Source organism: Fictibacillus enclensis (assembly GCF_030123385.1).
GTDB classification, from domain to species: Bacteria; Bacillota; Bacilli; order Bacillales; family Fictibacillaceae; genus Fictibacillus_C; species Fictibacillus_C enclensis.
Genome location: NZ_CP126109.1, coordinates 3923742 through 3942796, shown reverse-complemented (window position 1 = coordinate 3942796; position 19055 = coordinate 3923742). Strand labels below are relative to the sequence as shown.

Sequence of the window (19055 nt, the reverse complement as noted above, 5' to 3'; positions counted from 1 at the left end):
GGATTCTTCTCACAAAACCACCTTTTTGTATAAGGTGGTTTTTGTTTTGAGCGAAAACCTTATACAAGGATAAAGCAGGGCGGATTAGGGGTAGTATAAGTTTATGTGCTCAATATGGACGTTGAAGGAGGTTACATTTTGAAGTATGCTATCTTTCTTTTAGGTCTGGCAGTGGTATTCATACTCGCATATCTCGTAAGCAATAATCGCCGCCAGATTAAGTATAAGCCTATTCTTATCATGCTGGTCCTGCAAATTGTGCTGACATATCTTTTATTAAATACAGGGATAGGTCTGGTTCTTATACGGGGCATCGCAAATTTGTTCGAAAAACTTCTCCGTTATGCAGCCGATGGTGTAAATTTTGTCTTTGGTGGCATTGCCAATAAAGGAGCCATGCCGTTCTTTTTTAATGTGTTGCTTCCGATTGTGTTTATATCGGTATTGATCGGGATTGCCCAGCATTTACGAATCCTCCCCGTTATTATCAAGTGGATTGGATGGCTTCTGAGCAAGATAAACGGGTTGGGGCGGCTTGAGTCCTATAATGCTGTAGCATCTGCCGTTTTCGGACAATCAGAAGTCTTTATTTCTGTGAAAAAGCTGCTAGGACATATGCCGCAACACCGGCTATATACACTTTGTACATCAGCAATGTCAACAGTTTCCGCATCCATTCTTGGCGCGTATATGACGCTGATCGACCCCAAATATGTAGTAACTGCACTCATGCTCAATCTGCTTGGCGGCTTTATTATCGTAAACATCATCAATCCATATGAAGTAAAAGCGGACGAAGATATCATTGAAATCCAGGAAGAAAAACAGACGTTTTTTGAAATGCTGGGTGAGTACATTATGGATGGATTTAAAGTGGCTATTATTGTCGGGGCGATGCTGATCGGGTTTGTTGCCCTCATCAGCGCCATTAACGATGTATTCAATCTGGCGTTTGGCATTACATTTCAAAAGTTGCTCGGTTACGTATTTGCGCCGTTTGCCTTTATCGTGGGTGTACCTTCTTCAGAAATTGTTACGGCTGGCACAATTATGGCTACCAAGCTTGTTTCCAATGAGTTTGTGGCCATGCTGGATTTGTCCAAAATAAAAGGGCTTTCAGAACGAACGTTGGGCATTGTGTCGGTATTTCTGGTTTCATTTGCGAACTTTTCTTCCATTGGGATCATTACCGGTGCTGTGAAAGGCCTGCATGAGCAAAAAGGGAATGAAGTAGCAAAGTTCGGGCTCAAATTACTGTATGGTGCAACCTTAGTCAGCCTTTTATCGGCAGCTGTGGTCGGCGTCATGCTGTAAGAAATGATGGAAAAGAGGTGAACTGCAGAGTTCATCTTTTTTTGTGAAACTTTGTTGACAAAAGCTTTATTGGCTTTTATAGTAGTAACTGAAAATAATTATCATTGATAATGATTATCGTTATCATAAATAAAAGGAGGAATAAAAATGTTGGCAAACTTTTGGCTTTCTTTTCGAGAAGGGCTTGAAGCAGCATTGGTTATTGGCATCATCCTGACACAGATTGTAAAGATGGAAAAATCTCATCTGAAGAAAATGGTATACATAGGAGCGTTAGCTGGTTTTCTTTTCAGTCTGGTCGGCGGATACATTACTTTTAATGAAGCAAAAGAATTGGAAGGAATGGCAGAGGAAGTCTTTGAAGGTGTTATAATGCTGGTTGCTTCTGGATTGATCGCCTTCTTTATCCTGTGGCTTCATAAAAGCAGTAACATTTCCCAGTCGATACAGTCTAAAGTCGCCAATCGATCTACGGCTGCCGGTATTTTAATTCTTTCATTCTTATCTGTCTTTCGGGAGGGAATGGAACTGGCTGTTTTTAACATGACACAGATTAGCCAGCATGCCTCAGCACTGGCAGGTGGGAGTATTTTTGGAATAGCAGGTGCTGTACTTGTCGCTTATCTGTTGTTTAAAACAACACTTAAGCTCAATCTCCAGTTTGTGTTTAAAGCGTTAGGCATCATATTAATCGTATTGGGTGGAGAGATGTTTGCTGAAGGACTTGAAAAACTGATCGGCGGAGAAATTGTCGAAATTACAGGTCTGATTGTTTTTATAATACCTTCTCTCTCTATTTTTTTAAAACAAGAAATCCAGCGGATTTCCCAAAGGAAACAAGTCGGAAAAGCGGTGTAACGAAAAGCGCTATGTTATTGGACATAGTGCTTTTTTTTGGAAAGAAGACGTAATTGGATGATTTTTTTATTTAACTTTAGTAAAATAAATTGTGGCAAGTTGCAACATTTGCTATTTTACAGGCCATAAAGGATGGTTGCTGGAGGTTCCGAAAGGATGGCTACAATGAATAACTTGGAAAGTAAGCAGATTAATGTAGGCAGAGCCCATTTTGGTTGGGAGCCTGGTAAAGGGAGTTTTTTGTTTGAAGGAGAGGATGCTATCCTCTTTTGGATCAACTCTGCTTTTAAAACATTTCTCGATACGATAGAAGAAGTTTCCGGTGATGAGTCGGCCAGTGTTGTTCTTGAAACGACGGGTTACCGTATGGGATTAATCGTTGGAGAGTTTTTTTATAATGAAGAAGCAAGTCCCGAGCAAGTCATTCAAATGCTTCCGGGTATCTATTCTTCGGCAGGATGGGGAACGCTCGATATTGTCCATTTCTGCCAAAATGAAAAGAAGGCCGTATTGCGGATGACCAACAGCTGGGAATACCGCATAAATAAACTGCAGGGCAAGAAAGAACACGGAACATTTATTCCCGGACACTGGGCAGGAGTACTTAGCGGTTTATTCGGTGAAAACATTTGGTATCGTGTGACGTCCAGCCAGTTGGAAGGTAAAGATTACTGTGAGTTTGAATATTTCCCTTCCTCCATTACGGTTAATGAGAATATCCACGAGTTAGCCCGCCGCAAGGAACAGGTGGAAATTCATAAGCTTGAGACAGTAGTGCAAGAGCGTACCAGGGAGCTTTCCGATCTCATAAAAGAAATTTCTTCACCCATCATCCCTGTGTTGGATCATATTGTAGTCATACCATTGCTGGGTAAGTACAATGAAGAGCGTTCAACAGAACTGCTGGAAAAAACGATTCACGAACTACCGAATTACGATCCTGACTTTTTGATTTTGGATGTAACAGGGTTGGATGAAGAGATCAGCGAACTTACCGTTTCTCTTTTTCATCAGCTGATCGCTGCAACCAGCCTGCTCGGAATAAAAACGATCATGGTGGGAATCTCACCGGGACTCAGCATGAAAATGACACATTCAAACTATCAAACCGCTGAAATCAAATATTTTGCCAACTTAAAACACGGCATTCATTATGCACTAGGGGAAAAAGGAAAACGGATCATATAAAAAAATCGCAGCTACGGCTGCGATTTTTTTATATGAGAAAGCATTTTTTTATTTATTGATTACATCATTAATGAAACGGTGGCGGGATCAACTTTTGAGTACAATTAGGACAATAGGTGTATTCCTGATCGTTCACAAGAGCCTTCACTTTTTCTTCGCTGTTTGTAAAATCTCGATGGTCGGTTACGATCAAATGATGCTGGCAGGACTGACAAATATAAGCCGTTTGGTGAATGACCAGCATATGATGGTCCACGAGATAGCGTGACATGAAAACCCCCCCAATATTTTGGCTTGATAATATCCTAACAAATTAATGTTGCAAGGGTATTACAGCGAGATCAAAATTTGTGAAAAATTCAGATCATTCCACCCCTTCCTTATAATTTAAACCTCCAAAGAAGATTTTTCGTTTTCAAAGGTAAAGCTTCGAAAACAAGCATAAGTATTAGTGGAGGGAGGGGTAGTATGTTCAAAAAACGGTTTAGAGTGAGACGGCGACCTTTCCATGGGCCACTGCCTTTTAAGACGGTAGTAAAATATTCCTTCTTGATCTTCGCAGTGATCGTCCTGTTCAGTTTGTGGTTTGCAAATAAAGCTGTTGATCCTCTATTAATGAATATTGCTGAAAGTGAAATGAAGGGAATTGCTACAGAAACGGTGAATGATTCGCTCGCAGAGAGCATGGAACGAGTTGATCTTAACAGTCTTGTGGTCGTTCGTCAGGGAAGTCAGGGTGACACCCCGACGTACAGCTTTAACCCTGACACTTATAACTCCTTCATTACGAACATAACGAAGGATATCCAAAAAAAGCTTGGGAATAAAAAAACGAAGCACATGCCGGGCCAGGAAAACTTTCAATCGGTGGATTATTATATCCCGTTAGGTGCCTTAACAGGAAACGCATTCTTTTCCGATATTGGCCCGAAAGTCCCCGTTTCCATGTCTTTATTGGGCGAAGTAGAACCGGAAGTGAAAACCAAAGTAACTGAAGCTGGGATCAATAACGTATATTTGGAGATATTTGTTCATATTAAAATGAATATACAGGTCGTCATCCCATTTGCCTCGCATAAAGAGCCTATAGAGACCAAAATTAAACTCGGAGAGATTTTTATTCCGGGCAGTGTTCCTGATTATTATGGCGGCGAAAATAATAGCCTTCCTCCTCCAGCGATTGTTCCTAAAAAAGAATAATAGGGCAGGAAACATGCTGCAGTTCTTGTTTATTTTTGAACGAATCCGGGAAATATTCTCTTTTATACAACAGGGAAATTAATCAGCTACCAGACGGAGGAGTTCATCATGAAAAAGCAAGTCATACTGATCGCAGCCTGTTTCCTTTTACTTGCAGGAGGTCTCATATTTTCGATCACACAACTTAATATTCTTTCTGTTTTCGCTTCTTTTTCCCACTACAAAGACTCGGAGATGAAAAATGAAGGGCGGGATTTTACAATGGCCGCTCTTGGCGATTCCTTATCATATGGAGTCGGGAATTCTGGCAACAGTGGGTATGTGGGGAAGGTGGAAAAGCGTTTGGAAGGACATCTGAAAAAAGAAATTACAGTTAAAGATTATGGTGTTCCAGATGATACGAGTACACAGCTGCTGAAAAGGATGCAATCTGAACAGCTTAAATCGTCCATAAGCCAGGCTGATATGATTTTCCTGAACATTGGGATGAATGACTATCTGAATAGCTTGCTTTTGTCAAAGTCGAAACCAAAAGAAGCAGACCAAATCATTCAAAAAGCACTGCTGATCTATCAGCATAATCTAATGGTTTCTTTCAAAAAAATACGAGAAGAAAACCCGAAAGCCCACATTTATATGGTTGGTATTTATAATCCTTTTCCCAATCGAAAAGACAAGTTGCAGGAGAGCAAGCTGATTCACGAGTGGAACCGGATGGCAGTGAAAGTAATTTCCCGCCAAAAAAACACCACATTTGTTTCGGTTGAGGATGTATTCACGGGTAAAAACAAACAAGTCTATTTTTCTGATGAGCTGCATCCAAATAAAAAGGGATATACTCTCATTGGGAACCAGGTTTATAACCGCCTTAAATTAAACTGAATCAAAAAAAGCAGCTTCAAAATCGAAGCTGCTTTTTTCTCTCTATTGAGTATTACCCATAATTATGTGTACCCGGTGTGATTTTTCTAAAACATAAAAGGTTTTTTCGGATTTTTAATGGAGGAGACTGCAATAAAAAACGCACCAGAACTAATTTCAGGTGCGTTTAATCATTCGTTATTATCCTACCAAACGGATGAGCATATGAGCGAGAGCGTGCTGTTGATCCTTGTCGCCCACCTTCCAAAGCTCCTGAAGCAGCTTTTCCTCGGAGTTCTTTGGCTCTTCATGTGCAGCAAGATAATCCGCCACTTTTTCTGCGGCTTTTGCCAATTGCTCTTCGCCTAATCCCAGTTTTTGGCCTTTGCTTACTTTGTCGGAAAGATACCCTTTAAATTGCTCAAAATCTTGTAAAATCTGATCTTTCTTTTCGGAGTCCATTTGTGCTACTTTTTGATCCACATTATTTACATTTGTGTCAGCCATTTTTGAATTCCTCCTAAAATGTAAGATAGTAGAGTAGTACCCGCTCCGGTAAAAAGTCAACCCTGATTTTTAACAAAAAAATATTACAATTGTTAAACAAAATGTCTACAGATTGGCTTTGGGATCTCTTGGTTCCTGTGGGCGCTGATCATGGCGGCTTTCCTCTTTATCTTTTGGTTTCTCTTCTTCCTCGAAGAATTTACTGCGTATTAAGGGTTCATTTCCATAAACGATCAACCGGTCACCTTCCTGAATTTCCTGCTCGTACAAGTTTTCTCGAACCGGCATATCTCCACGGATCAAGAGGATGATGTGAACATCTTCCCCCCGCTTAATTAAGGTATTAACTTTTTTACCCACATAGTAAAAGTCATCCCTTACCTCTAGGGTAGTAATAAAGTCATCTTTATCAAAATAAAGTACATCTTTTATAGGCAGTTCGGAAAGTGGATAGCTGTCTTTTGTTTCCTCTTCTACTGTCTTTGAAAAGAAATGCCGGATCTGGGGGATTTTTAAGATAAACAGCAAAACGAGCAAACTTGAAGAAATAACCATGAGTTCGGTCGTTTTAAAATCATTGGACAAAATACTGCTGATTGAAGAGATAATTACTGCAAGGGAGAAGGCGCCAAAAAGAATAAGAAAGGCACTGATCTTTCTTCTTAGCGGATGATCAATAATCAGCTTTGATTCATCTGTGGTAAACCCTGTACCGGTCAGCATGGAGATGACCTGATACCGGGAAATCTTTTTTTCTAATCCTGTAAACACCAACAGCGTTGATGCAATTTCAATGACGAGCCCAACAATAATTAAATAGAGAAGAATAAAAAAATAACCCATTTTACAGCCTCCAATAGTTGTGTCTTTTCAGTTATTCCATTGTTTGCGGGTTTTAAAACAAACGACACATCCATTTACTAAGAAAGGAACTTTCTTCTGTAACAATAAGGACGATTGTAAGTTTTTTCTTCAACACGGTTTAACAAAGGCTGGTCCAAAAACACACAAAAATTATTTCCCCTGACGGAAAATGTAGAGTATTATTTTAAATAAGGTCTATGGCCGGTGCCTGTTTTTGCACAGGTCTTCTTTAGAATAAGCAAAGGAGAAGTAGATATTATGGGACAGCAGGCAATTATTGCACTAAGTATCTTTTTAATTACATACGGTTTAATCATTTCTGAAAAAGTACACCGTACCATCGTTTCCATCCTCGGCGGTGCCCTTATGGTTGCTTTCGGAGTCATTGACCAGGAAGTGGCAATCCACCATATTGATTTTAATACGATAGGGCTTCTTGTCGGAATGATGGTCATGGTGACCATTACCGCCGAAACCGGCCTTTTTAAATTCATCGCGATCTGGGCGGCGAAAAAGGTGAAAGGAGATCCGATCAAAACCTTAATTATCCTTGGACTGATTACAGCAGTGGGATCAGCCTTTTTGGATAACGTAACAACAGTTTTGCTCGTTGTTCCTGTTACCTTCAGTGTGACAAGAAGGTTGAACCTGAACCCGATTCCTTTTTTAATGACGGAAATCTTTGCTTCCAACATCGGAGGAACCGCCACGATGATCGGCGATCCACCCAATATTATGATTGGAAGTGCGGTCAAGGAACTTACCTTTTTAGCCTTTATTAAAAACCTTTCCCTGGTCTGCGCCATTATACTGGTGGTTACCATTGTGATTATGGCTTTCTTTTACCGTAAAGGCTTAACAACGAAGCCAGAACTTGTAGCAAATTTAATGAAACTGGATGAAAAGAGGGAAATTGTCGATCACAAACTGCTTCGCAAATGCCTTTTTGCACTGGGGCTGACGATTGCAGGCTTTTTTCTTCATCAGTTTATTCATGTGGAAACCGCAACCATCGCTCTTTTCGGTGCCTTTTTGCTGTTGCTTATGGCAGGGGAAAAGCATCTCGAGTACGCATTGGAAAAAGTGGAATGGACAACCCTTTTCTTTTTTATCGGATTGTTTGTCATTGTCGCCGGCCTTGTTGAAACCGGCATTATTGCGAGTGTCGCCAAACAGGCGATGGAGTGGACCGGCGGTGATCTTAAGGCAACAACCTTTTTGATTCTTTGGATGAGTGCAATTGCTTCAGCCTTTGTGGACAACATCCCATTTGTAGCCACCATGATTCCCATGATCAAGGAAATGGGGAACATGGGAATCACCAATCTTGATCCGTTATGGTGGAGCTTGGCTCTTGGCGCATGTCTGGGAGGAAACGGCACGCTGATTGGAGCGAGTGCCAACCTGGTCGTGGCTGGTCTTGCGGGCAAAGAGGGCTACCACATTTCTTTTGTTAAATATATGATTATTGGATTCCCACTCATGATTTTATCCATTATTATTTCCAGTGTTTATGTGTATTTGCGTTACCTCATGTAGTAAAAAAACCCCTTCTGTCCAGAAGGGGTTTTTTGCATTTTAATCATGAAAGGCACAAGCATAAAAGTTGATAAGTATACATAAAGGAAGTAGGGTAAATATACTAACACACTGACGGATAAAAGCGGAAACTACTCTAAGAATAGATGGTGAGACCATGATCGATTTTGTTAAAACTGACTTTCAGTACCGATGGATGGAAAAGCTTAAAGAACTACGCTTACAGTTTGCAGAGCGGGCACCTTTACATGATGAGGAGGGTACGTTTCCATTTGAGAATTTTAAAGACCTGGGAGAGGCCGGCTATTTGTCATTGACCGTACCGGAAAAGTATGGAGGACAGGAAATTAGTCTGTACGATTACATTTTATTTCAAGAAGAAATTGCACGGGGAGACGGCTCCACAGCTCTATCTGTCGGCTGGCATCTTGGTGTGGTTATGGATTTGGATGACCGCCAGTCATGGAAAGAGCAAACATTTGAGAAGCTTTGCAAAAGCATTGTTCATTCCAAGAGTCTCGTAAACCGGGCATCGACAGAGCCCGCAACCGGAAGCCCGACACGAGGGGGCAAACCCCAAACAACAGCAGAGCGAAAGGGAAATCAATGGATGTTAAATGGCCGAAAATCATTTACATCCATGGCACCGGCCCTGGATTACTCGATCATTTCTGCTTCAGTAAAGGATTCGGATCAGGTTTCTTCTTTCCTTGTCTCTCATAAGCAGCCTGGGGTTTCCATTGAAGAAAGATGGGACACTTTGGGGATGCGTGGCACGCGAAGTGATGACCTGGTGCTGAAAAATGTAGCAGTTGAGTCTGAGAATCTCGTGGAAACTGCAGATCAGGAGGGCAATCAGCAGCTGCCAAAAGGCTGGCTTCTCCATATTCCTGCATGCTATCTGGGCATTGCAAGAGCAGCAAGGGACTTCGCTGTTGAATTTGCGAAAACGTATGAGCCAAACAGCCTGAAAGGGCCGATTAAAGACGTCCCTGAAGTGCAGCGGAAGATCGGCTTAATGGATGTGGAGCTTTTTAAAGCCAGACAGCTCATGTATGGCGTGATTGAACGCTGGGAAGCTGAACCGCAAAACAGAAAAAATCTTGGCAGCTCTCTGGCTGCGGTGAAATATGTGGCCACCAACAGTGCGAATGAAGTGGTGGACCTGGCCATGAGAATTGTCGGCGCACACAGCTTGTTCAAGGATAATCCGCTGCAGCGGTATTATCGGGATGTCCGGGCAGGACTGCATAATCCGCCGATGGATGATGCGGTCATCGCCCTGTTTGCCAGGCAGGCCCTATCTGATTAAACATAGACGGAGAGAGGTGGATGTATCCACCCTCTCTTTTTTAAACTGTAAGAGCATTTTAGTGATGAGTAATCTCTGAACCATTATCACAGTATTTGGGAAATATTGTTGCTAAAGGGTGAAAGGAGAATGGTCATTTAGCGCAGAATATGTTGGTTAATCACTATGATGAAACGGGGTGTACAGGATGAGAAACAGTTCTGAAGAAAGAACGGTACAGATTCTGGGTGAACATTCGCTTAACCTGCTTCACAACAATGGTCTTTTAGTTGTCAGTGAAGACGAATGGAATGAACTCCAAACTGTAAAAAGGGAATCTGAACTGGAAATAAAACGGCTGAAAAAAGAATTGTTTCATGCGGCCAAAAAACTGGCTACCTGGAGATCCTTTGGAAAATCATGCAGCTAATAGCCTGGATGTTATTTTTTTATAAGATGGGGTAAAGTAGAAATAAGCTTTGCCCTTTACATAGGGTAGGGGGGTATGGTAAGTTATGAGTAAGGAGATGATTGCAATGGAGATTGAAGAGCAAGATATGCACTGTTCTGCCGAAAGGAAAAGTCACCATTCGGATAAAATGAAAAGCAATCTGCTGACCAGGCTAAACCGTATTGAAGGACAAATACGGGGTGTAAAAGGTATGATTGAACGCGATACGTATTGCGATGATGTTCTTACTCAGCTTTCTGCCATTCAATCTGCCCTGAACAGCGTTGGAAAACTTCTTCTTGAAGGTCATATGAGAAGCTGTGTAGTAGAGCGCATACAAGAAGGAGAGCTTGAAGTTATAGATGAGCTCTTGATTACTGTAAAGAAATTAATGAAATAAGCCATATTGAAGGAGGATATTACCATGGAGAACGTAACATTGAATGTTAAAGGAATGTCTTGTGCGCATTGTGTGAATGCAGTAGAAGGAAGTGTAGGCAAACTTCCGGGTGTAGAACAAGTTCATGTACACCTTGAAGAAGGAACAGTGGAAGTAAAATATGATGCCAATAAAGTTGGACTGGATAAAATAAAAGATACCATTGATGATCAGGGTTATGATGTAGCCTGACGGTATAAAGAGAAACGTGCGGATGCGCGTTCTCTTTTTGGATAAAAATATACCCTACAAGGGTATAAAGAGGTGAATTTCATGGAACCAAATCTCAAAGAAACGACTCTGCCAATCTCCGGAATGACCTGTGCAGCCTGTGCGATGCGTATAGAAAAAGGACTGAAAAAGCTGGATGGAGTTGAAGATGCTAACGTTAACCTGGCCTTGGAGAGATCAAAAGTCGTGTATGATCCCCAGAAAACGTCATCCAAACAATTTCAGCAAAAGATAGAAGACCTCGGCTACGGAATTTCAGGAGAAAAAGAAAAGTTAGAGATTACTGGCATGACCTGTGCCGCCTGTTCTGCACGAATCGAAAAAGGGCTGAACAAATTGGAGGGTGTCATTGAAGCCACTGTGAATCTTCCTCTTGAATCGGCAACGGTGAGCTACTTGCCTTCGCAGGTTTCTGCCGCCGATATGATCAGGAAAATAGAAGACCTCGGGTACGGTGCCCGTCTCAAAAAGGGCGAAGGCGAACAAACGGCTCAGCTGAGGGAAAAAGAAATTCAAAACCAGCTCGGCAAATTTCTTTTTTCACTGATTCTTTCCTTGCCGCTGTTATGGGCAATGGCCAGTCATTTTTCATTTACATCCTTTCTTTATGTACCTGCAATGTTCATGAACCCCTGGGTGCAGCTCGCTCTGGCTACCCCGGTTCAATTTGTCATCGGCAAACAATTTTATAGTGGGGCCTACAAAGCGTTGAAAAATAAGAGCGCCAATATGGATGTTCTTGTCGCACTTGGAACGTCAGCTGCTTATTTTTACAGCCTTTATCTCAGTATTCGTTCGGCTGTCAGAGGACTTCATATGCCTGAATTGTATTTTGAAACCTCCGCTGTATTGCTTACATTGATCATTCTTGGGAAGTGGTTTGAAGCAAGGGCAAAGGGAAGATCTTCTGATGCGATTAAAAAACTGATGGGTCTTCAAGCGAAAACCGCACTGGTCGAGCGGGATGGAAGTGAAGTGGAAGTGCCACTGGCAGAAGTCATCCCCGGAGATTTGGTTTACATCAAGCCGGGAGAAAAGGTGCCGGTGGACGGAGAAGTCGTGGAGGGCCGTTCGGCTGTTGATGAATCCATGCTGACTGGAGAAAGTGTTCCTGTGGATAAGGAAGCCGGTGACCTTCTGATCGGGGCAACGATCAACCGCAACGGATTCTTAAAGATGAAGGCGACAAAGGTTGGAAAAGATACGGCATTATCCCAGATCATTAAAGTAGTTGAGGAAGCGCAAGGTTCAAAGGCTCCGATTCAGCGGCTGGCTGACCGCATCTCGGGAATATTTGTCCCTATTGTTGTTGGATTGGCTGTCCTGACATTCTTGATTTGGTTTTTTGGAGTTTCCCCTGGTGATTTTTCAGAATCACTTGAAAAACTGATTGCGGTACTTGTTATTGCCTGTCCGTGTGCGCTTGGGCTGGCAACGCCTACGTCCATCATGGCAGGATCAGGAAGAGCAGCCGAGTACGGCATCCTTTTTAAAGGCGGAGAGCATCTGGAAAATACCCATCGCATTGATACGGTCATACTGGATAAAACCGGGACGGTGACCTATGGACGACCGGTTGTTACGGATATCCTGCCAGAAAACGGTATGGAAAAGGAAGAACTGCTGTTACTGGCTGGCAGTGCTGAAAGAAATTCAGAACATCCACTGGCACAAGCGATTGTTGAAGCCATGAAAGAGAAAAAATTAACGGCCCTTCCTTCACGTGAATTTGAAGCATTGCCTGGGCATGGAATCAAAGTTCACATTCAAGACCGGTCTGTTCTTATTGGCAACCGCAAGCTGATGAAAGAATATGGAATCAACCCTGAAAAAGCCTTTGGAAAAATGAAGGAATTAGAGGAACAGGGAAAAACGGTTATGCTTGTCGGTATAGAGGGAGGCTTCGCAGGCATGTTGGCGGTTGCTGATACGGTTAAAGAAACATCGAAGGAAGCGGTTGGGCGTCTGAAGGAGATGCATATTGATGTCTGGATGATCACCGGTGACAATGACCGCACAGCAAATGCCATCGCCCGTCAGGTTGGAATCGAGCATGTGATTGCAGGAGTACTTCCGGAAGGAAAAGCGGAAGAAGTAAAAAATCTGCAGGAAAAAGGGAAAAAAATAGCGATGGTCGGTGACGGAATAAATGATGCACCTGCTCTGGCTTTAGCGGATATTGGAATGGCCATTGGGACCGGTGCGGATGTAGCTATGGAGGCCGCGGATATTACATTAATCCGGGGAGATCTAAACAGCATTGCCGACGCCATTTTTATGAGTCGAAAGACCATTCGCAACATTAAACAAAATCTGTTCTGGGCATTTGCCTACAACGCGATTGGAATCCCTTTTGCCGCTTCCGGATTTTTGGCTCCCTGGCTGGCAGGGGCGGCTATGGCCTTCAGTTCGGTATCCGTTGTGCTAAACGCCCTAAGGTTGCAAAGGATCAAATTGTGAAGGTGGAGTCTGGTGATGCCTGCGATTATCAGAAAATGGGTACTTTCAGCTGCTGGGATTCTGATTCTCATTATGGCAGCTTATGGCTTGTTAACGGGAAAGTGACCACCTATCCTTTTATCGTAAATGTCAAAAAAATCCAAAAAAGCTTCGGTCATGCTTAGCATACCGAAGCTTTTTTGTGTGAATCAGCCTGTTCTTTTTGAAAGAGAAAGATTGCTGGTTTTTTTGTTTTTACGGAGGCTGTACACGATGCCCGCCACCCAGAGTACCCCAAGAATCGTATACACGGACTGTAAAGATGTTCCTGAAACCCCAACCGTTTGAAGGATGGTGCGGGCATTCGTAAAGATAATTAGTCCGCCCACCACAACACCGAGAATATGGGAAGGAATAATCTTAACAAGATAAGCTGCGATCGGTGCAGCAATCAATCCGCCGGCCATAAGGGCAATGACCCACATCCAGTTCACCTGATGCCAACCAAGGGAGATCAGGAAACCGATGGTTGCGGATAAGGCAACCGCAAATTCACTTGTATCAACAGAGCCAATGACTTTTCTTGTAGACGTTCCGTTTTTGGCCAGCAGGACCGGAGTGGCTACCGGCCCCCATCCTCCGCCGCCTGTCGCATCAAGGAATCCGGCAACCAATCCCAGGGGAATGAGCTGCTTGCGGCTGAACGCTTTTTCGTGCTCCGTTACTTTATTGTTCTTTTTAAATAAAAAACGGTAAAGAATATAAAATCCTAGAAATAGCAGGAAAAAGGATACATAAGGCTTTACAATGTCACCGGGAAGGCTTGACAAGAAGCAAGCGCCAGCGAAGGCACCGATTGATCCCGGAATAATAAGCCGATAGATAATCTTTTTATCCACATTTCCAAAGCGTATATGAGAAACCCCGGAAGCTGCAGTAGTAACGACTTCAGCAAAATGCACGGAAGCCGAGGCAACGGCGGGTGCGATTCCGAAGGCAAGCAGCAGGGAAGTTGAAGTCAGTCCGTAGGCCATACCGAGCGATCCGTCAATGAGTTGGGCCACGAGGCCGATTAGTGCCAAGACAATCAATTTTTTCATGGTTTACTCCTCCTGTCACGTAAAAAAAAAGACTCCTAACTACTGTTTGTTAAGAGCCTTCGGTTTTTCCGATCAGCTTAGTGTGATTAAATTAATATTTACTATATTCAATAACAGTGAACTCTGTCAATAATATTTAAACAAATTTTCAATAAATATTTTTTAATCCGATATGAATAATAGGGTTTCCTTTGTAATAAATATGTGGTATTATTTAAAAAAATAAAAAAACTTATCCAGAGTGGTGAAGGGAACTGGCCCGATGAAACCCGGCAACCTGCAATTTTTGCAAGGTGCTAACTCCAGCAGAATGTTTATTACATTTTGGAAGATAAGGTAATATGTTTACCTCGTCAGCCTTTCCGAAATGGGAAGTTTTTTTTATTGTCCAAAAGCGAGCAAACCAGAGAATAAGGAGGTTCTGATGTGGTAAACGGTCCAAACCAGGATGAAATTTTTGAGCAGTTGAAAGAAATGCTGAACAGTATAAGATATGGTTCCATTACATTGATTGTTCAAGATGGAAAACTGATCCAGATTGAAAAAAATGAAAAGGTTCGATTCAAGTAAACCATTCGCTGACTAGAAAACTAGAGGCGGATGCTTCCATATTTGTTGATATATCGGCCTTTTTTTATAAAAATGTGCAAAAGGATAAACATTTTGCATCGAGAGCCATATGCTTACTAAAAGGGGTGGTTTACTATGCTTAAGTATGATACATGGGAGGAGCAGGAACATGATTTCCCGTTCCCATCAGACAGCGAAACAAAAGGCGCGATGGAAGTCCTGCAATGGGCCTACGATTATTACGGAGATGAATTGGTTTATGCCTGCAGCTTTGGCATAGAGGGCAGCGTACTCGTAGATTTGATTTCAAAGGTCAAGCCCGATGCACGGGTTGTTTTTCTTGATACGGGCCTTCATTTTAAAGAAACCTATGAAGTTATTGAAAAAGCGAAAGAAAAATATCCGTCACTTAATATTGAAATGAAGAAACCGGCACTCACTGTCGCCGAACAAGCGGGCGAACATGGTGACGAACTATGGAAAAGGAATCCAAACCTATGCTGCCAAATCAGAAAGGTGATTCCACTTGAAGAAACACTGAGCGGTGCCTCAGCGTGGCTTTCAGGGCTCAGAAGAGAACAGTCAGAAACAAGGCGCAATACTCAATATGTGAATAAAGATAACCGCTTCAAATCCATTAAAATATGTCCGCTGATCCATTGGACGTATAAAGACATATGGAGATATGCACATAAACATAGTCTCCCCTATAATACGTTGCACGACCAGGGCTACCCGAGCATCGGATGTCAGCCTTGTACTCTTCCTGCCGATTGGGCGTCAGGAGATGCAAGATCTGGCCGTTGGTCCGGTCAGGGTAAAACAGAATGTGGTCTTCACCAATAATTTCAATTACAGGAGGAACAATTTAAATGGCTATTTTACCGCACGGAGGAAAACTCATTAACCGATACGAACCAGAATATTCAACAAACCATATTCAAAAAGAAGTGGAACTGGATGCCACCTCATTGAGCGATCTTGAGCTGATTGGGATAGGAGCATATAGTCCGATTACCGGATTTCTGACAGAAAAAGATTATTTATCAGTTGTAAACGATCTCCGTCTGGCAGATGGCGCAGTATGGAGTATTCCGATCGTCCTTCCGGTACAGGAAAAAACAGCACGTACCCTTTCAACCGGTGACGAAGTAAAGCTTACGTTTAACGGGGAAACCTATGGTGTCATCGAGGTGCAGGATGTTTACCGTCCGGATATTAAACATGAAGCACAGCAAGTCTATCAAACAACCGATGTTGAGCACCCGGGAGTAAAGAAGATTTTAGAACGCCCTTCCTATTATATTGGTGGTCCGGTTAAACTGGTAAAACGTCCGAAAAAGGACCGGTTCAATGAGTACCGTCTTGATCCAGCGGAAACCCGCAAAGAATTTGAGGAACGGGGATGGAAAACGATTGTGGGCTTCCAAACAAGGAACCCAGTTCACCGTGCACATGAATATATTCAAAAAACAGCGCTTGAGACAGTAGACGGACTTTTCCTTAATCCGTTGGTTGGTGAAACCAAATCAGACGATATTCCGGCTGATGTCCGTATGGAAAGCTATGAAATTCTGCTTAAAAACTACTATCCGAAAGATCGTGTGTTCCTGGCCGTATTCCCGGCAGCGATGAGATATGCCGGACCTCGCGAAGCTATTTTTCATGCCATGGTCCGTAAAAACTTCGGCTGTACACACTTTATCGTCGGAAGGGACCATGCCGGAGTCGGCAACTATTACGGCACGTATGATGCTCAGAAAATCTTCACCCGATTTACATCCGAAGAGCTCGGGATTACTCCGATGTTTTTCGAGCACAGTTTTTACTGTGTAAAGTGCGAGGGAATGGCATCTTCCAAAACATGCCCTCACGACAAGGAATATCATGTCATCCTTTCCGGAACAAAGGTAAGGGAATTGCTGAGAAACGGAGAGCTTCCACCAGCCGAATTCAGCCGCAAAGAAGTAGTGGAAGTCCTGATTAAAGGACTAAAAGAAAAAGAACCGGCAAAGGCATAAGGAGGAGCAAAATGAGTCAGGCACAAAACATTACATGGCACCAGTCGGCTGTAACCAAAGAAGACAGAAGAAAACAAAATGCCCACCAGAGCTTTGTCATCTGGCTGACAGGATTGTCCGGTTCCGGTAAATCCACTCTGGCGAATGAATTGGCAAAAGAGCTGTATCAGCGCCAGGTCAGAAACTATGTGTTGGATGGCGACAACATCCGCCACGGGTTAAATAAAGATCTTGGGTTTTCAGATGAGGACAGGAAAGAAAACATCCGTCGGATCGGAGAAGTATCTAAATTATTCGTTGACAGTGGAACTGTCGTTCTTACAGCTTTTATCTCTCCTTTTATTGAAGACCGGGAGAGCGCAAGACAGATTCTTGGTGAAGGCGAATTTCATGAAATTTATGTAAAATGCCCGCTTGAGGAATGTGAGAACCGGGATCCAAAAGGATTATACAAAAAGGCAAGAAAAGGCGAGATCCGGGAATTTACCGGAATTGATTCACCATATGAAGAACCAGCTTCACCTGAATTTGTTGTGGATACACAGGCCTCCAGCATTGAAGAATGTACGGCACAAGTTATTGCGTATCTTGAAAGCAAAAATCTGATTTAACTTTTAAATATTTTAAGGAAGGCAGGTGATGAACATGGGCAAAGTATATTTGGTGGGAGCAGGGCCGGGTGATGCGGAACTTATCACTGTAAAAGGTGTCAGATGTATCAGGGAAGCAGATATCATCCTTTATGACAGGCTTGTGAATAAAGAGCTGTTGAATTATGCCCGTCTGGATGCCGATTTGATTTATTGCGGAAAGCTGCCGGGTTTTCATACCATGCAGCAGGAAACGATCAATCATTTTCTTGTTAAGCATGCCAAAAATGGAAAAACTGTCACCCGTTTAAAAGGTGGAGATCCATTTGTGTTTGGCAGAGGCGGGGAGGAAGCAGAGGTCCTTGTTAAGCATCAGATCGAATTTGAAGTGGTACCGGGAATTACATCTGGCATCGCTGTCCCTGCTTATGCAGGGATTCCGGTTACTCACCGGGATTTCAGTGCGAGCTTTGCCATCGTCACCGGCCACAGAAAAGAAGGACAGGATGAAGTGCAAAAGTGGAAAAGCCTGGCCAAAGGTATTGATACGATCGCTATTTATATGGGAGTCAAAAATCTTCCCTATATCTGCGAAAGTCTGATAAAGTATGGTAAGAGCAAATATACCCCTGCAGCTTTGATTCAATGGGGATCAACAGCCGAGCAGCGGACGGCCACCGGGACGCTTGCTACCATTGAAAATGTGGCCAGGCAGGAAGGTATAGAGAATCCCAGCATGATTATTATTGGAGAAGTCGTGGGACTCCGTGACCAAATCAGCTGGTTTGAAAAGACACTGGCCAAAAACGAACCTTCTTCTATTATGATAAGTGAGGCGTTGTAAATGAAAGCATTGCTCCTCATCTGCCATGGCAGCAGAACAAAAGCTGGTACGGAAAAGGCAAGAGAATTTGCCGAGCAGTGTATGAGGCATATTGATTACCCTATTAAAGAAGTTTGTTTTTTAGAGCTGTCCAAGCCGGACATTGCCAAAGGTGTCGAATCTTGCGTACGGCAAGGAGCCACTTCTATTTGTGCTATTCCTATTCTTTTATTGACAGCGGCTCATGCAAAAGAAGACATTCCCAGAGAACTGCAGATCCAGCAGGAACGTTTTCCACATATCGAGTTCTCATATGGTAAGCCCTTTGGTGTTCATGAATCCATTTCTTCATTATTATGGGAACGGATTACAGAATCTACGGATGCTTTTAAGGAAAAGTCACTCATCCTGCTTGTCGGCAGAGGGAGCAGTGACCCTGACGTGAAAAGGGATCTAAAGGCTATTGCTGCTCATCTTGAGGAAAACTATAAAATTCCTCCCATTGAAACCTGTTTTCTAACTGCAGCACAGCCCAGCTTTGAGGAAATGCTGAGACTGGCCGGATGGGGATATGAACAAGTGATTGTTGTGCCTTATCTACTGTTTCCCGGCATCCTTTTAAGCGGAATGAAAAAGGCCATTGCCGAGCAGGCCAGGGAGACTGGTCAGGAGTTAATCCTGTGTGAGGCGCTTGGCTATCATCCCGTTCTTCAAGAGGTACTGCTTTCGAGGATAGATGAGGCCCAAAGACACCGGACGGTTGTGTAGG

21 protein-coding genes and 1 riboswitch are annotated in these 19055 nt (G+C 42.9%); of the genes, 17 read left to right on the top strand and 4 right to left on the bottom strand.

The annotated features are described in order from the left end of the window. Positions 1-138 precede the first annotated feature (138 nt). The 3 genes from QNH15_RS20595 to QNH15_RS20585 all read left to right on the top strand — a co-directional run bounded on the left by QNH15_RS20595 (position 139) and on the right by QNH15_RS20585 (position 3360). On the top strand, positions 139-1314 hold the full coding sequence (locus QNH15_RS20595; protein ID WP_283890168.1) for a NupC/NupG family nucleoside CNT transporter: 1176 nt from the start codon (positions 139-141) through the stop codon (positions 1312-1314). 147 nt (positions 1315-1461) lie between these two features. Continuing rightward, complete coding sequence (locus QNH15_RS20590; RefSeq protein ID WP_283890167.1) at positions 1462-2172, top strand: FTR1 family iron permease; 711 nt, start codon at positions 1462-1464, stop codon at positions 2170-2172. A 165-nt stretch (positions 2173-2337) separates the two neighbouring features. Continuing rightward, positions 2338-3360: an STAS domain-containing protein gene (locus QNH15_RS20585; RefSeq protein WP_283890166.1), complete on the top strand. Its 1023-nt coding sequence runs from the start codon at positions 2338-2340 to the stop codon at positions 3358-3360. Between the two features lie 67 nt (positions 3361-3427). On the opposite strand, the gene QNH15_RS20580 is transcribed toward QNH15_RS20585, so the two are convergent. Beyond that, positions 3428-3631, bottom strand: a complete 204-nt coding sequence (locus tag QNH15_RS20580) for a hypothetical protein (RefSeq protein ID WP_283890164.1) — start codon at positions 3629-3631, stop codon at positions 3428-3430. A gap of 197 nt (positions 3632-3828) precedes the next feature. Here QNH15_RS20580 and yunB point away from each other — a divergent pair, with 197 nt between their 5' ends. Both yunB and QNH15_RS20570 read left to right on the top strand, forming a co-directional pair. Continuing rightward, positions 3829-4560 (top strand): sporulation protein YunB, encoded by a 732-nt coding sequence (gene yunB, locus QNH15_RS20575; protein ID WP_283890162.1) that lies wholly within the window; start codon positions 3829-3831, stop codon positions 4558-4560. A 108-nt stretch (positions 4561-4668) separates the two neighbouring features. Further along, on the top strand, positions 4669-5442 hold the full coding sequence (locus QNH15_RS20570) for a GDSL-type esterase/lipase family protein (RefSeq protein ID WP_283890161.1): 774 nt from the start codon (positions 4669-4671) through the stop codon (positions 5440-5442). 180 nt (positions 5443-5622) lie between these two features. Here QNH15_RS20570 and QNH15_RS20565 read toward each other — a convergent pair whose 3' ends face one another. Both QNH15_RS20565 and QNH15_RS20560 read right to left on the bottom strand, forming a co-directional pair. Then, the gene (locus QNH15_RS20565) at positions 5623-5928 is read right to left on the bottom strand and encodes a DUF3243 domain-containing protein (protein ID WP_283890160.1); all 306 of its coding nucleotides are present in this window, start codon (positions 5926-5928) and stop codon (positions 5623-5625) included. Positions 5929-6033: 105 nt separating this feature from the next. Continuing rightward, positions 6034-6771, bottom strand: a complete 738-nt coding sequence (locus tag QNH15_RS20560) for a TrkA C-terminal domain-containing protein (RefSeq protein WP_283890158.1) — start codon at positions 6769-6771, stop codon at positions 6034-6036. A 279-nt stretch (positions 6772-7050) separates the two neighbouring features. Between QNH15_RS20560 and QNH15_RS20555 the strand changes: the two genes are divergently transcribed. The 6 genes from QNH15_RS20555 to QNH15_RS20530 all read left to right on the top strand — a co-directional run bounded on the left by QNH15_RS20555 (position 7051) and on the right by QNH15_RS20530 (position 13203). After that, entirely contained in the window at positions 7051-8331 is a 1281-nt protein-coding gene (locus QNH15_RS20555; protein ID WP_283890156.1) for an ArsB/NhaD family transporter, read from the top strand. Positions 8332-8488: 157 nt separating this feature from the next. After that, on the top strand, positions 8489-9643 hold the full coding sequence (locus tag QNH15_RS20550; protein ID WP_283890155.1) for an acyl-CoA dehydrogenase family protein: 1155 nt from the start codon (positions 8489-8491) through the stop codon (positions 9641-9643). Positions 9644-9830: 187 nt separating this feature from the next. Continuing rightward, positions 9831-10052 (top strand): hypothetical protein, encoded by a 222-nt coding sequence (locus tag QNH15_RS20545; protein ID WP_061972090.1) that lies wholly within the window; start codon positions 9831-9833, stop codon positions 10050-10052. A gap of 85 nt (positions 10053-10137) precedes the next feature. Then, positions 10138-10473: a metal-sensitive transcriptional regulator gene (locus tag QNH15_RS20540; RefSeq protein ID WP_283890151.1), complete on the top strand. Its 336-nt coding sequence runs from the start codon at positions 10138-10140 to the stop codon at positions 10471-10473. A 24-nt stretch (positions 10474-10497) separates the two neighbouring features. Further along, positions 10498-10704 (top strand): copper chaperone CopZ, encoded by a 207-nt coding sequence (gene copZ, locus QNH15_RS20535; protein ID WP_061972092.1) that lies wholly within the window; start codon positions 10498-10500, stop codon positions 10702-10704. An 81-nt stretch (positions 10705-10785) separates the two neighbouring features. Then, entirely contained in the window at positions 10786-13203 is a 2418-nt protein-coding gene (locus tag QNH15_RS20530; protein WP_283890149.1) for a heavy metal translocating P-type ATPase, read from the top strand. Positions 13204-13391: 188 nt separating this feature from the next. On the opposite strand, the gene QNH15_RS20525 is transcribed toward QNH15_RS20530, so the two are convergent. Next, entirely contained in the window at positions 13392-14282 is an 891-nt protein-coding gene (locus tag QNH15_RS20525) for a sulfite exporter TauE/SafE family protein (protein WP_283890147.1), read from the bottom strand. 229 nt (positions 14283-14511) lie between these two features. Then, positions 14512-14620: riboswitch (SAM riboswitch) on the top strand. A gap of 115 nt (positions 14621-14735) precedes the next feature. On the opposite strand from QNH15_RS20525, the gene QNH15_RS20520 reads away from it, so the two are divergent. The 6 genes from QNH15_RS20520 (at position 14736) to QNH15_RS20495 (ending at position 19054) form a co-directional block, all read left to right on the top strand. Further along, the gene (locus QNH15_RS20520) at positions 14736-14852 is read left to right on the top strand and encodes a YezD family protein (RefSeq protein ID WP_420889652.1); all 117 of its coding nucleotides are present in this window, start codon (positions 14736-14738) and stop codon (positions 14850-14852) included. Positions 14853-14987: 135 nt separating this feature from the next. Next, positions 14988-15698, top strand: a complete 711-nt coding sequence (locus QNH15_RS20515) for a phosphoadenylyl-sulfate reductase (protein WP_283890144.1) — start codon at positions 14988-14990, stop codon at positions 15696-15698. 26 nt (positions 15699-15724) lie between these two features. Beyond that, on the top strand, positions 15725-16873 hold the full coding sequence (gene sat, locus QNH15_RS20510) for a sulfate adenylyltransferase (RefSeq protein ID WP_061972096.1): 1149 nt from the start codon (positions 15725-15727) through the stop codon (positions 16871-16873). Positions 16874-16884: 11 nt separating this feature from the next. Further along, positions 16885-17484 (top strand): adenylyl-sulfate kinase, encoded by a 600-nt coding sequence (gene cysC, locus QNH15_RS20505; RefSeq protein WP_061972097.1) that lies wholly within the window; start codon positions 16885-16887, stop codon positions 17482-17484. Positions 17485-17518: 34 nt separating this feature from the next. After that, on the top strand, positions 17519-18307 hold the full coding sequence (gene cobA / locus QNH15_RS20500; protein WP_283890140.1) for a uroporphyrinogen-III C-methyltransferase: 789 nt from the start codon (positions 17519-17521) through the stop codon (positions 18305-18307). Next, positions 18308-19054, top strand: coding sequence for a sirohydrochlorin chelatase (locus tag QNH15_RS20495; protein ID WP_283890138.1), 747 nt, complete (start codon positions 18308-18310; stop codon positions 19052-19054). Position 19055 lies beyond the last annotated feature (1 nt).

Excerpts from the sequence above, each read along its gene's own strand:
- QNH15_RS20590 (WP_283890167.1), top strand. The coding sequence starts at position 1,462 with ATGTTGGCAAACTTTTGGCTTTCTTTTCGAGAAGGGCTTGAAGCAGCA.
- QNH15_RS20585 (WP_283890166.1), top strand. The coding sequence starts at position 2,338 with ATGAATAACTTGGAAAGTAAGCAGATTAATGTAGGCAGAGCCCATTTT.
- QNH15_RS20545 (WP_061972090.1), top strand. The coding sequence starts at position 9,831 with ATGAGAAACAGTTCTGAAGAAAGAACGGTACAGATTCTGGGTGAACAT.
- QNH15_RS20560 (WP_283890158.1), bottom strand. The coding sequence starts at position 6,771 with ATGGGTTATTTTTTTATTCTTCTCTATTTAATTATTGTTGGGCTCGTC.
- QNH15_RS20515 (WP_283890144.1), top strand. The coding sequence starts at position 14,988 with ATGCTTAAGTATGATACATGGGAGGAGCAGGAACATGATTTCCCGTTC.
- QNH15_RS20540 (WP_283890151.1), top strand. The coding sequence starts at position 10,138 with ATGAGTAAGGAGATGATTGCAATGGAGATTGAAGAGCAAGATATGCAC.
- QNH15_RS20570 (WP_283890161.1), top strand. The coding sequence starts at position 4,669 with ATGAAAAAGCAAGTCATACTGATCGCAGCCTGTTTCCTTTTACTTGCA.
- QNH15_RS20550 (WP_283890155.1), top strand. The coding sequence starts at position 8,489 with ATGATCGATTTTGTTAAAACTGACTTTCAGTACCGATGGATGGAAAAG.
- QNH15_RS20580 (WP_283890164.1), bottom strand. The coding sequence starts at position 3,631 with ATGTCACGCTATCTCGTGGACCATCATATGCTGGTCATTCACCAAACG.
- QNH15_RS20565 (WP_283890160.1), bottom strand. The coding sequence starts at position 5,928 with ATGGCTGACACAAATGTAAATAATGTGGATCAAAAAGTAGCACAAATG.
- cysC (WP_061972097.1), top strand. The coding sequence starts at position 16,885 with ATGAGTCAGGCACAAAACATTACATGGCACCAGTCGGCTGTAACCAAA.
- sat (WP_061972096.1), top strand. The coding sequence starts at position 15,725 with ATGGCTATTTTACCGCACGGAGGAAAACTCATTAACCGATACGAACCA.
- copZ (WP_061972092.1), top strand. The coding sequence starts at position 10,498 with ATGGAGAACGTAACATTGAATGTTAAAGGAATGTCTTGTGCGCATTGT.
- QNH15_RS20530 (WP_283890149.1), top strand. The coding sequence starts at position 10,786 with ATGGAACCAAATCTCAAAGAAACGACTCTGCCAATCTCCGGAATGACC.
- yunB (WP_283890162.1), top strand. The coding sequence starts at position 3,829 with ATGTTCAAAAAACGGTTTAGAGTGAGACGGCGACCTTTCCATGGGCCA.
- cobA (WP_283890140.1), top strand. The coding sequence starts at position 17,519 with ATGGGCAAAGTATATTTGGTGGGAGCAGGGCCGGGTGATGCGGAACTT.
- QNH15_RS20525 (WP_283890147.1), bottom strand. The coding sequence starts at position 14,282 with ATGAAAAAATTGATTGTCTTGGCACTAATCGGCCTCGTGGCCCAACTC.
- QNH15_RS20495 (WP_283890138.1), top strand. The coding sequence starts at position 18,308 with ATGAAAGCATTGCTCCTCATCTGCCATGGCAGCAGAACAAAAGCTGGT.
- QNH15_RS20555 (WP_283890156.1), top strand. The coding sequence starts at position 7,051 with ATGGGACAGCAGGCAATTATTGCACTAAGTATCTTTTTAATTACATAC.